The 14,528-nt window shown below is 25.3% G+C and carries 14 protein-coding genes; 10 read left to right on the forward strand and 4 right to left on the reverse strand.

Going from position 1 to position 14,528, the window contains the following annotated elements; all coding sequences use genetic code 11:
- The first annotated feature begins 7 nt into the window (after positions 1-7).
- Positions 8-379 carry an OadG family protein gene (locus JRV97_RS02540; protein ID WP_280999897.1) on the forward strand — a complete coding sequence of 124 codons (372 nt, stop codon included), beginning with the start codon at positions 8-10 and terminating at the stop codon, positions 377-379.
- The gene (locus tag JRV97_RS02545) at positions 376-798 is read left to right on the forward strand and encodes a biotin/lipoyl-containing protein (RefSeq protein WP_280999899.1); all 423 of its coding nucleotides are present in this window, start codon (positions 376-378) and stop codon (positions 796-798) included. The genes JRV97_RS02540 and JRV97_RS02545 overlap by 4 nt, the downstream gene beginning before the upstream one ends.
- A 69-nt stretch (positions 799-867) precedes the next feature.
- Here JRV97_RS02545 and JRV97_RS02550 read toward each other — a convergent pair whose 3' ends face one another.
- Genes JRV97_RS02550 through JRV97_RS02560 form a run of 3 tightly spaced genes read right to left on the reverse strand, consistent with a single transcriptional unit; the run spans position 868 to position 4,543 of the window.
- Positions 868-1,965: a sugar ABC transporter substrate-binding protein gene (locus JRV97_RS02550; RefSeq protein ID WP_280999901.1), complete on the reverse strand. Its 1,098-nt coding sequence runs from the start codon at positions 1,963-1,965 to the stop codon at positions 868-870.
- A 2-nt stretch (positions 1,966-1,967) separates the two neighbouring features.
- Complete coding sequence (locus JRV97_RS02555; RefSeq protein ID WP_280999903.1) at positions 1,968-3,419, reverse strand: HD domain-containing phosphohydrolase; 1,452 nt, start codon at positions 3,417-3,419, stop codon at positions 1,968-1,970.
- Between the two features lie 17 nt (positions 3,420-3,436).
- Positions 3,437-4,543 (reverse strand): THUMP domain-containing class I SAM-dependent RNA methyltransferase, encoded by a 1,107-nt coding sequence (locus tag JRV97_RS02560; RefSeq protein WP_280999904.1) that lies wholly within the window; start codon positions 4,541-4,543, stop codon positions 3,437-3,439.
- Positions 4,544-4,708: 165 nt separating this feature from the next.
- Here JRV97_RS02560 and JRV97_RS02565 point away from each other — a divergent pair, with 165 nt between their 5' ends.
- On the forward strand, positions 4,709-6,490 hold the full coding sequence (locus tag JRV97_RS02565; RefSeq protein ID WP_280999906.1) for an ABC transporter permease subunit: 1,782 nt from the start codon (positions 4,709-4,711) through the stop codon (positions 6,488-6,490).
- Positions 6,490-9,081 carry a sugar ABC transporter permease gene (locus JRV97_RS02570; protein ID WP_280999908.1) on the forward strand — a complete coding sequence of 864 codons (2,592 nt, stop codon included), beginning with the start codon at positions 6,490-6,492 and terminating at the stop codon, positions 9,079-9,081. The genes JRV97_RS02565 and JRV97_RS02570 overlap by 1 nt, the downstream gene beginning before the upstream one ends.
- 100 nt (positions 9,082-9,181) lie before the next feature.
- Here the strand turns inward: JRV97_RS02570 and JRV97_RS02575 are convergent, their stop codons facing one another.
- Positions 9,182-10,786 (reverse strand): hypothetical protein, encoded by a 1,605-nt coding sequence (locus JRV97_RS02575; protein ID WP_280999910.1) that lies wholly within the window; start codon positions 10,784-10,786, stop codon positions 9,182-9,184.
- A 292-nt stretch (positions 10,787-11,078) separates the two neighbouring features.
- Here JRV97_RS02575 and JRV97_RS02580 point away from each other — a divergent pair, with 292 nt between their 5' ends.
- The 6 genes from JRV97_RS02580 to JRV97_RS02605 all read left to right on the forward strand — a co-directional run bounded on the left by JRV97_RS02580 (position 11,079) and on the right by JRV97_RS02605 (position 14,528).
- Positions 11,079-11,210 (forward strand): hypothetical protein, encoded by a 132-nt coding sequence (locus JRV97_RS02580; protein ID WP_280999912.1) that lies wholly within the window; start codon positions 11,079-11,081, stop codon positions 11,208-11,210.
- 278 nt (positions 11,211-11,488) lie between these two features.
- A complete protein-coding gene (locus JRV97_RS02585) occupies positions 11,489-11,644 on the forward strand; it encodes a huazacin family RiPP peptide (RefSeq protein ID WP_280999914.1) in 156 nt (51 codons plus the stop codon).
- An 11-nt stretch (positions 11,645-11,655) separates the two neighbouring features.
- Entirely contained in the window at positions 11,656-11,820 is a 165-nt protein-coding gene (locus JRV97_RS02590; protein WP_280999916.1) for a hypothetical protein, read from the forward strand.
- Between the two features lie 98 nt (positions 11,821-11,918).
- Positions 11,919-12,821 carry a radical SAM protein gene (locus JRV97_RS02595; protein ID WP_280999918.1) on the forward strand — a complete coding sequence of 301 codons (903 nt, stop codon included), beginning with the start codon at positions 11,919-11,921 and terminating at the stop codon, positions 12,819-12,821.
- Between the two features lie 214 nt (positions 12,822-13,035).
- Positions 13,036-13,311 carry a hypothetical protein gene (locus JRV97_RS02600; protein ID WP_280999920.1) on the forward strand — a complete coding sequence of 92 codons (276 nt, stop codon included), beginning with the start codon at positions 13,036-13,038 and terminating at the stop codon, positions 13,309-13,311.
- Entirely contained in the window at positions 13,308-14,528 is a 1,221-nt protein-coding gene (locus JRV97_RS02605) for a hypothetical protein (protein WP_280999922.1), read from the forward strand. The genes JRV97_RS02600 and JRV97_RS02605 overlap by 4 nt, the downstream gene beginning before the upstream one ends.

A 14,528-nucleotide genomic window follows, 5' to 3' on the forward strand; every position in this document is an offset into this window, starting at 1 on the left:
TGTAATTATGGGTAATGTATTATCTATTACATTCGTAGGAATTGTAATTGTATTTTTGGTTTTATTTATTTTAAGTATGTTTTTTGTTTTTTTTAGATTCCTTTCTCCAACAAATGAAAAAAAAGTAAAAAAAGAGATAAATATACCTCATCAAAATCCAAAACCTGTAAATAATATAGAATTATCAAAAGAAATTGAAGATGATAGCGAATTAGTTGCTGCTATTATGGGAGCAATTACTATGGCTATGGGAAATAAATCATATAAGATAAAGAGTATAAAACCTGCTACTATAATGAAAAATAAAAAATATAGTATGTGGGGAATGTTACCACCTGTTGTTACCTGGAGAGCTAAAAGATTAGGAGGGAGAAAATGATCAGAAAATTCAATGTAAAGGTAAACGGAAAAACTTATGAAGTTGAAGTTGAAGAATTAGGTGTAGAAACAGTATCACAACCAACTCAAGTTCAGAAACCAGAACCTGTTCACGCATCTGTACCAACCGCGCCAAGGGCCGAAACTCCAAAAACAGCAGCTGCGCCTAAACCAACACCAGCTGCAACAGCTTCAGTATCTTCTGGAAAAAATGTTGTAAAAGCACCATTACCTGGAGTAGTAGTTGATATTAATGTCGCAGAGGGTAATAGAGTTTCTAAAGGTCAAAAATTATTGGTTATAGAGGCTATGAAAATGGAAAATGAAATATTAAGTGACTATGATGGGGTAGTTGAAAAAATTCTTGTAAAAAAAGGAGATAACATAGACGGTGATCAAGAATTAATAATAATATCTTAAAAGAGAGGCTCTTTAGCCTCTCTTTTAATTAATTAATAAAAATAATAATGACACATTTCAATAAACTTCTCAATTTATTCCTTTTATCATTTTCATCCAATTATTAAATAATTGTTCTGATGTGATTTGGTCATTTAAATAATCAACAAAATCATTACTAAAAAATTTATAAAGAATATAATCAATTTTATTATCAATAGGAATAGCCATTTTTAATTGTGATGCAACAATATCCCCTTTTTTCTCTAATTCTTCTAAAAGCTTCCTATTTGGCATAATTGTATTATTATATTTATAAAATTGCTCTGCTACTTTATCGCTTGAAAGATACTTAAAAACCTTATTTACAATTTTTTTATTATTTAATATTACCCATTGTTGTCCTCCCATAGGAGAAAATCTTGTATCTTCACCTTTAGGGATTAAAGAAATTCCAAAATCTATTTTCTTATCTTTTAAAGTCGAAAAACTCCATGGACCATTATATATAATCTTTACTTCATTTTGAGAAAACATTTTTATCATATCGTCATAAAAATCTTCCGATGATTTAGGAATTAGCTGGTTTTTATATAAATATTTAATCTTTTCTGCTATTTTTATAAATTTTTCTTTATTTACTTTTTTGGTTAGAAAATTCTTATCTTCGCTTCCAAAAATTGTACTCATCCACCACCCAGAATTATACGGTAAATAAATTGCATACTTATCTATTTTACTTTTATTAAAATCAGATGATTTAAAAGTATGCCCATTTATATCTACTGTATTTTCTTCAATAAAATTCCATAATTCATCTAATGTATTTGGAGGTGCATCCACATATTTTTTATTATACAACATTACAAGGCAATCTACAGCTTGTAATGTTGGTTCTCCATATGTATATTTTTTAAACCATTCAGGCATTTTTATATCAACTCTTGCTATATCTACTTCCTGATTAGAATCTATAATTTCCTTAATTCTTGAAAAGTGGCCTGAAAATGGAATTCTTCTTATGTCAAATTTAACAAAATGGGTTAAACTATAAGATTTCAAAATCTTTTCCAACCCTTTAGTCTCATTTTCTGACATCTGTGTAACTACTGTAATATTTTCTCTTGGAATTAAAAAATATGTAATTATCAAAATAAGTATCACAATAGTTACTTTTTGCACCTTCATATTTACATCTCCTTATAGTAACTTTTTATTTCTTCAATATTTTCAAGAAATATTTGTACTATTTCCGGATCAAAGTGTTTCCCACTTTCTTCTTTAATAATTTTTATTGCTTCACTTATTGAAAATCCTTTTTTATATGGTCTTTCTGAAATTAATGCATCAAAAACATCACAAACAGCAACGATTCTTCCTTCTATTGGTATTTCTTTACCTTCAAGCCCATAAGGATATCCTGTTCCATTGAACTTTTCATGATGATATAACGCTATTCTTGCTGCTAAATCAAAAAATTCATCATCTATTTTTTTCAAAATTTTATATCCTATTTTTGTATGCTCCTTCATTTGTTCATATTCTTCTTCAGTTAATTTTCCAGGTTTTAGTAATATTCTATCTGGTATTCCTATTTTTCCTATATCATGCATCTGAGCAGCATAATAATACTCTTTTATTATTTTTTCATCTTTAAAAATCTTAGAAGCTATTATTTTAGCTACTTTCCCAACTCTAACTATATGATTACCAGTTATTTCATCTCTAAATTCAGAAATATTTCCTAACAAACTTATAATTTCTTGAATAAGAACTTTATTTTTTTCAATATACTCTATATTATTTTTAAACATATCATCTAAAGTTTTTCCAATATTATCTATCTCTTTTATACCTGTACTCGAAATAATATAATTTGTTTCTTCACCTTTCAAAATTTTATTTCCAATTTTTTCAACGTCTATAGAAAACTTTTCTATACTATTTTGAATTTTTATATAATATCTTTTATCTATCCAAAAAGATATTATAAATATAATTCCAACTACAATTATCCATTGAACACTACTTTTCAAAATGTAATTTATTAAATTTAAATCAAGGTCCATTAACATATATATTGGATATACACTATATGTACTATCATTAAATCGCACATAATAATACTTATCATTTAACTTTATAATGCTTTTATTAATCAATTTTATATTTCTGAAATCTATGTTTCTCATATTATTTTCATTTGAGCAAATAATTTCTTTTTTTAAGGATACCATTATATAATTTCCTTCAAAATTTATTTTTCTCAGCACTTCTCTTATTATTGTAGGCAAAAATATCTTTTTTAATATTATTTTATTTTTTTCAATAGAATAATTCAAAAGTTCTTTATCCCTTATAATAGAATATCCTCCAAATGCTCCAACCTCTTTTATTGAATTCAATATTTCCTGTGGAGGAATTTCAATAATAACCTTTTTTGTTCTGACTAAAACACTATCAATTTCTTTGGTAATTTCTGTAAAAAATATATTTGATATTTTATTATATATATTTTTCTTATAACTTATTTCATCTCTTATATTAAAATAAATGGTTATTGGATATAAAAACAAAAACACTAATCCTAACAAAATGATACTTTGTTTATTAAATACTTTTATCAATGAATATTTTTTCATTACTTCTACTCCCTTGATTATTTATATTCATAAATATACAATGTTTGTTTCCCATTTATTATTTTCTTTTTTTTATCTGACTTATTTCCAAAGAATTTTTCAAAATCTTCATGTGAAGTTATTATAGAATATTTAAATTTAGGATATTTTTTTCTTAAATACCTCATTTGTTCATATATTTTTTCTGCATGTTTCTTATCTTTTAATCTCTCCCCATAAGGTGGATTTGTAATAATGTATCCTTCATCATAATCCAGTTTTATACTTTCCATATTATTTTTTTCAAAGTTTATATATTTATCTAAATTAAAGTTCTCAGCATTCTTCCCAGCTATTTCTATCATTTTATAATCTTTATCAAACCCATATATCTTTAACTCTGTATATTTTATGGAATCTATAGCTTCTTTTTTTATTTTATCTAATCTATTTTTATTAAAATTATGCCATGATTCAAAAACAAAATGTCTATAAAGACCAGGAGCTATATTTAATCCATACATCGCAGCTTCTATAGGAATGGTTCCAGAACCACAAAAGGGATCTATTAAAACATGTTTCCTCTTCCATCCAGCTTTCAAAATCATTGCAGCAGCAATTGTTTCTCTCAAAGGAGCTTGGCTCACCAATTTTCTATAACCTCTTTTATGCAATCCTTCACCTGTTGTATCTAAAACAATTGTAACTTTATTCTTTTTTATATATACTCTAAATTTATATATTCCAGCTTCTTCAAGATAACTATTAATTTTATATTCTTTCTTTAATCTTTCAATTATTGCTTTTTTTACAACCGATTGTATTACTGATTGATTATATAATACGGATTTAGATGTTCTAACTTTATCAATTATAATTTTACCATTTTTAGGTAAAAAATCTACCCATTTAATATCTGTAATTCCTGAAAATAATTCATCAAATGTTTCAGCATAAAACTCTCCGATTTTTATAAATATTCTTTCTGCTGTTCTTAAATTCAAATTTAACTTATAATATTCATAATCATTACCATAAAATTCAACCATTCCGTCATTTGCTTTTTCGATTTTATAATTCATCTTTTTTAGTTCATTAGAAAGTATCTTTTCCAAACCCAAAGCGCATAAAGCTATATATTCCATATCCACACCTCTTCTAAATTTTATTATTTTATTATAACATTTATTTTTTAACATAATATTTTATTTTCAAATTGATAAAAAAGCTAATTTTATGTTATAATATTTAAGTATTATTGTTTATAGCCAAAAATCAAAATTTTTCATACATTTTAAGGGAGGGACACCATGAAAACTCTTGGTAAGATTTTGTTATACACTGTAATCGCTCTAATGAATGCCGGATTAATATGGTCTATCTTTATATTATCGGGTTTAGGCAATTATGGATTGGCAATTGTTATTGCAGCTTTTGTAGTATTAGCAAATGTAGCCATTTTCTCAAAAAAAGGATATCCATATAGATATACCTTACCTGCTATGTTCTTTCTATTTATTCTAACTGTATATCCTATATATTATACTGTTAGAACTGCTTTTACAAACTACGGAACTGGTCATCTCTTCACAAGAGATCAAGCAATCCAAATACTCTTAAACGATCCAAACTATTTATTTGAACCCGAAAATGGGAATAGCTATAATTTTAAAATTTTTGTAAAATTAGAAAATTTTAAGCCTACTGAAGATTTCTTAATTGTACTATACAACGATAAAGAAATGCTCCTTTCAGAAAAACCTAAAGAGATAATCTATGATTCAAAGGGAAACCCTAAAAATGCTTCTGCAAATTTAAAGCCTATAAACGAAAATTATATGACAGTCTCTATTAATGGGAATATTTATACTGCTTTTTTGAAACGAAAACTTGATGACACTTTTAAAAACTTATCCATTGAAGAAAAAATGAATAATGTTCTGGGTTTCGAAACAAAAAATGGAAAAAAGTATGTATATTTCTATTCCCCAACTGATCCAGACACATTCAAAAATGCCGCTTTTTATAATTCAGTTTTAAGACAGAAATATCTCGGTGTTTTAGAACTCAAAAATTACGATGGTAAAAAATACAGATTATCTTCAAGATACATTTATAAAAAATTTTCAGAAGCTTATAGAATCTACGAATTGAGGGTAAAACCTGTTTTTATAAACAATAAAAAAACTTATAAAACTATTATTTTTAATACTAAAACCAACAAAGAGCTTATAGATAGAGATAATGCATTCTGGGATTATAATGATAAAGGGGAATTAATAAGATTAATTGGTTATTCTTCGTTTGTTGGAACATACCAATTTGATAGAATAAGAAAAGATCCTAAAATATCAGGTCCTTTTTTAAAAATATTCTCGTGGACATTTACTTACGCAGCTTTAAGTGTTTTATTTAGTTTTGTTATTGGTATGGTATTAGCATTAATGTTGAATGATAAATTAATGAAAGGCAGAATATTATATAGAACATTGTTGATTATTCCATGGGCTGTCCCTGCCTTTATATCTGTATTGATATGGAGAAATGGATTTTTCAATGAAACATATGGCATTATAAATAGATTTATTATTACAAACTTAGGATTACAACCAATAAAATGGTTAAATGATCCTTTTTGGGCAAAAGTTGCCGTTTTAATTGTAAATACGTGGTTAGGTTTTCCATATATGATGACCATAACATTAGGTGCTTTACAAAGTATCCCAGATGAATTATATGAAGCCTCATCTATTGATGGAGCTACAAGGTGGACACAATTCAGAAAAATTACTTTACCTTTATTAATGGTTTCATTAACTCCTTTATTGGTAAGTAGTTTTGCTTTTAATTTCAATAACTTTGTAAATATTTATCTTTTAACCGGTGGTGGTCCTGCAATGCCTGGTGCAACTACTCCAGCAGGTTCAACAGATATTCTGATTTCATATACTTACAAACTGGCTTTTGAAGGTTCGAGAGGTCAGGATTTTGGATTTGCGAGTGCTATATCTATTTTAATATTTGCAATTGTTTCTGCAATTAGTTACTTTAACTTCAAATTATCAGGTGCTTTTGAAGAGGTGAGCAGATAATGGCTATGATACAGAAAAAAAATTATTTATTAAGACATATATTTCTAATTATTATTATTGTGATAGTACTTTTTCCACTAGTTTGGGTTGTAACAACATCCATCAGAAGAGATAACGCTGCTTTTTCGCCAAAACTTTTTTCATCAAGAATAACACTAAATTACTACAGAGACTTATTATTCCCAAGAGCTACTGTTCCAGAATTAATAAAAGATATAAATGGAACTGCACATTTTATAGGTAAAAATTCACAGTTAAGTCTTGAAGAGGCTAGTAAAAAGTTAAATAATGAATTATCTGATTTTACTGCATATATTTCACAAACAAATACATATTTAGACGATATTGATTCTAACTTCAAGAATTTATTGTCTTCTTTAGAAACAAATAAAGAAGATATTATCAATGACATAAATAAATCAAGAATATCTGAATTAAAAAATTTAGAAGAAATTGAAAAATCTATGCTCTCAGATATAACCACAGATAAAATATCAGAAGAATTAGATAATTTAAAGAATTCTATTAATGAGTATTATAAATTAAGAAATGAAATATTGCTCACATTAAATAATATTCCTAAAACAACAAAAAATGAAAAATATTATCAAGATACATTATCAACAATATTTTCCACATCACCAAAATATACTTTATGGAAAATAAAAACATATAAAAAATGGTTAAAAATAGAAAATAACGAAAATATTTCAAATTTAAATTCCAGTGTAAAAACTCTTATTGATAAATGGAAAAATATTTCATTAAGTGCAAAAAAAATTGACTCATACTTTGAAAATTTAGAAAAACAAATGCTTGGTAAAGATCTCGAAAACATAAACTTATATGAAACTGAAATGAAAAATATACAAAAAAATATTTCTATTACAAAAAACAATATATCAAAGATTGAATCATTAGTAGTTAAATATAACAATGATTTATCTTCTTTATTAGAAATTTATGCGCCAGATAGTCTAAAAATAGAATCGGCAGTTAATATATTTAAAAAATATAAAAATCAACAGATTAATAATAGTAATGTCTTAGCCCTTTCCAATGATATAAACTATATATCTAATACATTTTTAGAGATAAACAAAAACATGGCGAGCCTTGCTGACTTTGAAAATTATAAAAATGCAATTGAAATCTACACAAAATCATTTGCATGGTTAAAAAACTATTTAATATATATAAATCCTGAACTCGAATACGTATCTCCTGCTTATAAAACCTTAATTGAAACAATAAAAAACGTAAAAACAACTTTAGATACATTAAATTCCGTAGCATTAAATTTAAAAACAAATCTTGAAAAACTTGAAAATTATCAAAACACACTCAACAAACTAAATAGCGAATTAGAAATAACTCAAGAAAAATACAACGAATTATATAGTAAAAATAAATCAGTTCTAGAAAACTTTGAAAAATTAAAAAAATATGGTGAATTCACTATTATAAAAAGTATAGCTCAAATACCTATTTCTAATTATTATGAATCAGAATATTTTTCAGATATATTAAGTTCTAAGCTATTCGAATTTTATAAACCTTCTAAAAAAGATTTGAATATTTTTACATTAAAGAAAAATATAGAAGAAGCTAATGAAAAATTTCTGGAAAGCAAAGCTTCCTTTAAAAAAATTATCTCTGAAATAAATCCAAATCTTGAAAAACTTGAAAATAATTCATCTGATTATCTAAAGATTAATTATGGTGGTTATACTGCTGATATTGAACCAGTAATGAAAATTTCATCAGTATATAACTCACAATACGGTCCAGCAAAAGCTAATATTTCAAGAGCTTCAAGAATCGTTTCTGATTTAGCTGATTCAGTAAAATACAAAACATTAAAATCAGATTTAAGAAATATTGATAAAAATATATATGATTTATTGGATAATTGGAATCCAAAGCAAAGAAAACCTTTCTTACGATGGTTACTAAATTCTATTATTGTCGCTGGTTTAACTTCTATACTAACTGTAATGATTACCTCTGTTGCGGCATATCCATTTAGTAGAATGAGATTTATCGGAAGAAAAGAAGGATTATTGTATTTAATGCTTATTCAAATGTTCCCTGCTATAATGTATATGGTTGCATTATATGGAATGCTTAAATTCATGGGAGATTATTTTGGCTTTATTGGATTGGACACGTTATCTGGTTTGATATTTGTATACCTTGGTGGTGTTTCCTTTAATATGTGGCTTATCAAAGGTTATTATGATACAATCCCTGATTCACTTGAAGAATCTGCTATGATCGATGGCGCTACACGATTCCAAACATTCTGGTTAATTGTATTACCTTTAGCATCACCTATTTTAGCTGTTGTAACTATATTATCTTTTATGGGTACATTTAATGAATTTGTATTAGCTAGAATTGTATTATCAAGCGAACAAAACTTTACATATGCTGTTGGTTTACAGACATTTACATCAGGGCCATTTGAAACAGAATGGGGATTATTTACAGCTGCAGCACTCTTAGGTGCAGTTCCAATGGTATTATTATTCTTATCAATGCAAAAATATTTAGTTGGTGGATTAACTCAGGGTTCTGTAAAAGGATAATAACAATAATAAATGTCCCAGCATTTCAATTGCTGGGACATTATTATTTTATTTCAACTTCTTCAGTTCTTAAATATTTATACAGGATACACTAATTTCATTATAAAAACTTCTCAATAATAGAATCAAGAAAAAGTCTTTCATTGTCTTCAAAAGAGTAATATCCTAAAGCAACACGTTTTTGACCAAGACCATATTTAATTGCAAAATCACGAACCTTTCCTTTAGGATAAGGCGTAATTGGCCATTTTATATCATAACGAACACAATTTCTTAAGAACATATCAAAAGTTCTCATTTCTTCCTCGTTGAGTTCGAAATAGTTAAGAATAAACTCTTTGAAATTTTTCGCATTTTTTAAAAGATTAAAGATGAGTTTTTTTCTTGATACGTAAAATAAACTGACTTCGTCAGGAAGAAAATCTTCAGTAAGATGAGAATTATTATAAAAATTATCTATCAAATTTTCTTCTTGAAAATTTGATAACATTAGATTAAAAAAATACATCTTCTCATAATTACTTGAGAAGTATTTAATGATTTTATCCTTATTTCCTTCAAAAATTAATTTTAAAATGCGACTTTTTGCAAAATATGGCTTTTCTATTAATGATGAATATGTTGAGAAAAACAATTTAGGAATTTTACTTCTTACAGTTGTTTTGAATTTTGCTATATTACTGTTGAAATTGTTTTTAATATAAATCTTGTAAATTTCATTATTTATAGCAAAAGGATAATTAGAATTAAATGAAAGGTTATAATCATCAATAATCTTTCTTAATTCAGAGGATTTTTTTGATGAATGATAACATTCTTTTTTTATTTTTTTTGATATAAAATTATTCAAATTTTTTGTTAATTCGTAAGTTTTTATATTATCACTAAAGATAAATTTGTTGAATTTATCGCCAATTTTAAAATCAGAATATTTATTATGCAATTTATAAATAATATCAGTTATCTCAAAAATTCTTATATTATTGTTCATAAAATAGATTTCAAAAATAGTATCAAATTGATTATACATTTTTGGTAAATCTTCAAAATAATAACCAAGATAATACTCTAACAAATTTGCTACATATAATGCTTTCTTTTTATCAACATTTCTTAGCCACCACGCAGCATTATTTAATCCAGAACACATTATTGTAGGATGAGGAAATTTTTTAGCTAAAATATATCCTTCAATTGCTTGCTTGTATGCTTCATCATATTTCTTTTCATCTCTAAACTTCCTTGCTTCAGAATATTTCAATAATGCCATCTGAACATAACTTTCATTATATTTATTACTGCATATATTTATATCCCCCAAATCATCTTTATAAATGGAGCATAAATGTTTTAAACCTGGAAGAATTAAATTTCTAGCATACTCTGGAATAAAAGAAAAATTTTTTTTCAAATAAAAATACTCTTTTTTAGCGTAATCTTTTTTATCTAAAATAATAAGAATTTTTATCTTTTCGAATCTTGCAAGTTCTTTTAGGATTGTTGTTGTTGTTGTTGTTGAAATAATAATGTTTGCATATTTAATGGCAAGATTATGTTTATTTTCCCATTTAGCTTTTAATGATTCAATATATAAATTTAAATGATTTTTTTTATCTAAAATTCTTATAACCCAATTAAGGATAGGAAGAGAATATTTACCGTATTCAACAATACTAATAATTTTTTTTAAAGAAATAGTATTCATTTTAATCACCTTGTATAAATATATTAACATAAATGTTTCACAAAAATCCAAAATGAATCAAAACTAAAAATCAAGGAAAAATACAAAATAAAAAAACGTGAAAAAATTTTTGAATTTATTAATATAAGAGAAATACAAAAAATATTACATAAATGTAAAAGAAAACAAATTAATTAAAAATTAAAAAATTACAGTTTCTAAAGCATTGATAAATAGCGGATTTTTATTTTGGATTTTGTTTAACAAAACCACAAAAATTCATTGATAAAATGAAAATTGTGGAGGTGAAAAAGTGAAAAAAATCATATTGTTAATATTAATAATGTTTTTGTTTTCTATAATTATTTTCAGTGATGAAAACAATGAAGATATTTATTCTACAGATTCAACCAATACTCAAATTCAAACTGAAGTTTCTGAATAAAAAACAGCTCTATGCTCAATTGTTTCATTAATATTATAACATATGACACTTTTGCAATACAATGTGGTTTATAAACTAAAATGAAAAATTTTTCAGATGACTATTAATATCCAGTACTAGGAAAACATAATTAGAATCTTCATAAGGTTATAATGTCTGTTTTATTGGAAAGATTATTTTGAATGGCAATGGCATAGAAGAATTATAATTGAGTTGCAAATTACATATTATTTCATTTTTGATTCACCGAGGTGAAAAAAATCACAGGAGGGAAGAAAATGAAAATAGTTAATGATGCAAAAAACGAAAGTTTAAAATGTTTCATTGTTTGTTCTGGTGCATGCGTTGTAATATGTTCTTTGGATACAATAACTCCTTTGTTAGATGCAATGGGTGTGGCATCATATGCTAATGCGGAAAATGTATCCTTATAGGAGTGAGTTTTATGAAAATAATTAATAACAATAACAAAGAAGAAGGTTTAATATGTATTATTGGTTGTGGAATAATTTGTGGAGTTGGATGTCAAACTGATTCTCCTATAATACCTATAATGGATGCTGCAGCTGGTATTTCTGGAACTATAACTGGTACTGGCGCTAAATTGTAATTGAAATTATTAGTTTTTTTAAAATTCACCTCGGTTTTTTTATTAAGTATTATAAATTTAAAATAATTATATAAAATATGCATTTGAGAGGTGGGAATATGAAGGGATTTATTTTTAAAACAAAAAAAGGAAATTCTTATTTTTATTCTGATATTACAGGAGAAGTTATATTCATACAATCTAAAGAAGATATTAAAAACTTTTATAACAAACATCAAAAAATGTATACTTATGATGATAAAATGGTTAATATTACAAATATTGAAAATGATCTAAAAAAAAGAGGAAGTAAAGAATTATTTTTTATTGTTACCGAAGATTGCAATCTTAGATGTAAATATTGCGCTTATTCAGGAGAATATTCTAATATGAGAACACATAATAATGTTCATATGGATTATGATATAGCCAAAAAAGCTATTGATAAATACTTCTCAGATATTTCACAAACCCAAAAGGAAAATCCATATTTTATTCCAGCTATTGGATTTTATGGTGGAGAACCTTTACTTAATTTTGATTTAATAAAAAAGATAATAGAATATATAAAAAATAAAAAATACAAATGTCATTTTACTATCACAACGAATGGAACTATATTAAATGATGAAATAATAAAATTTCTTGTTAAAAATGAAATTTCTCTTGCTCTTAGTCTTAATGGCTCTAAAAAAGAGCATGATAGATTACGAGTATTTTCAAATGAAAAGGGTACATTTGAAATTGTGTATAATAATATATTAAAAATAAAAGAGAAATATCCTCATTATTATAAAAAATATTGTTCTATAATTGCGTGTTATGATTATGGAACAAATTTATTAAAAATGAAAAATTTTTTTGATAGGAGTAATTTATCAGAAAGACTAATCAGACTTAATATGATAGGAAACTCTTATACTAATTGGTATAATCAATATTCAGAAGAAGAAAAGGAAAAGTTTTTTTCTCAAATGAACGAACTAAAAAATTTATATTTCCAGAAAATTAAAAAAAAATGAGAATGATAAATTTTTATCTTTATTATTTGGATTATCATATTTTACTATACTTAATAGAAATATAAAAATAAATTTATATGAAAGCAGACCTTCATTTCTTCCATTTACAGGAACATGTATACCAGGAGAAAAAATAGCGGTATCTCCCTCGGGAGACTTGCATTGTTGTGAGAAAATCAACTATAATTTTCCTATTGGTACAGTTGAAACCTGGTTGAATTATTCAAAAATAGAGAAAATAATAAAAAAATACAATCAAAAATTAAAGTCAGAATGCTTAACCTGTTCTGTGTCAAGATTGTGCCCACTTTGTTTCGCTTTATTAGCGGGGAATGGGGAATTCGAAAAAGATCCTTCAAATATTTGTGAAAATATCAAAAAAGGCATAAAAAAATCTTTTGAAGAAAACTGGGATTTACTTGAGGAAAGAATTAATATATTTGATTTAATCAAGTATTCTAAATATAAACAATGTGGGGTGTTTTTATGAAAAATAAATATTTTAAATTAAACAAAGATTATATTTTAGTGACCGGGGAAAAAAATAAAAGTTTAATTTATGATTTAAAAAATGGAAATATGATAGAATTAGAAAAAGAATGGACAGACATTTTAATCCAATTAGAGAATGGAAGTAAAATAGAGGATGTAAAATCAATTAATAAATATGACGTAATAGAAAAAATAAAAAATGAAAAAATGGGGGAATTTTATGATAATTTTATATATGAAAAAAAAACTCGTAAAGGGATGATTCTTCCTCTTGAAGGTATGCAAAAACTCCCCCCAATAATTCATAAATGTTATATTCAAATACCTACAAGTTGTAGTTTGAATTGCAAATTTTGTTTTTTACTGAAAAGTTATCCATGTTTAGTATGTGCTAAAAATTCAAATGTAAATTCTATAGATTTAAAAGTATACAAAACATTTTTGAATAATTTATTGAATTTAAATGTTCATAACATAATATTTTATGGTGGAAACGTCCTTTCTTATACAAATATAGAAAACTTATTAAAAATATGTTTGAATAGTAAAAAAAGGCCAGAAATATGGTTTTTACTCCATTGGAGACATATTAGAAATAATAAAATGTTAGAAAAAGAAATATACAAAAAAACAAATTTCTATGTTACATTTTCTGCAAATGATGTTTTTAATATTAATAACGGAAAAAATTTTTCTTTATTTATAGAAACATTAGATTATATGAAAAAATACATAAAACATTTTGAATTAACCTTTGTACAGGATACTAAAGAAATATCTGAATTTAAAATTAAAAGTATGCTTGATTTTATAATAAATACATATAAAACAAAAATATATATTTCAGAACTTTTAGATGAAAATAACAAAAGTTTTACGAATCATTCATTTATGCGAGTATCGCCTGAAATTTTTTGGAATAATTATTATTACCATCCGTGTTTGAATGGAACCATAACATTGAATGCAGAAGGAAAAATATTACCCTGTCCTTCAATGGAAAATGAAATAATCGGGGATGTTGCAGAAAACAAAAATGCTCTTAAAGAAGTATTTTTAGATAATAAAATAGATAAATATTGGAAACTAAATCTTGGGAAAATAGAACAATGTAAAGAATGTATATATAGATTTGGCTGTTTTGAATGCAGAGCAATAGAAGTAAAAATAAGTCAGGAATTGAATGGAAAATCATTATGTAAAAGAGGTGATTGA

The sequence above is a fragment of the Marinitoga aeolica genome (assembly GCF_029910535.1).
Classification (GTDB): Bacteria; Thermotogota; Thermotogae; order Petrotogales; family Petrotogaceae; genus Marinitoga; species Marinitoga aeolica.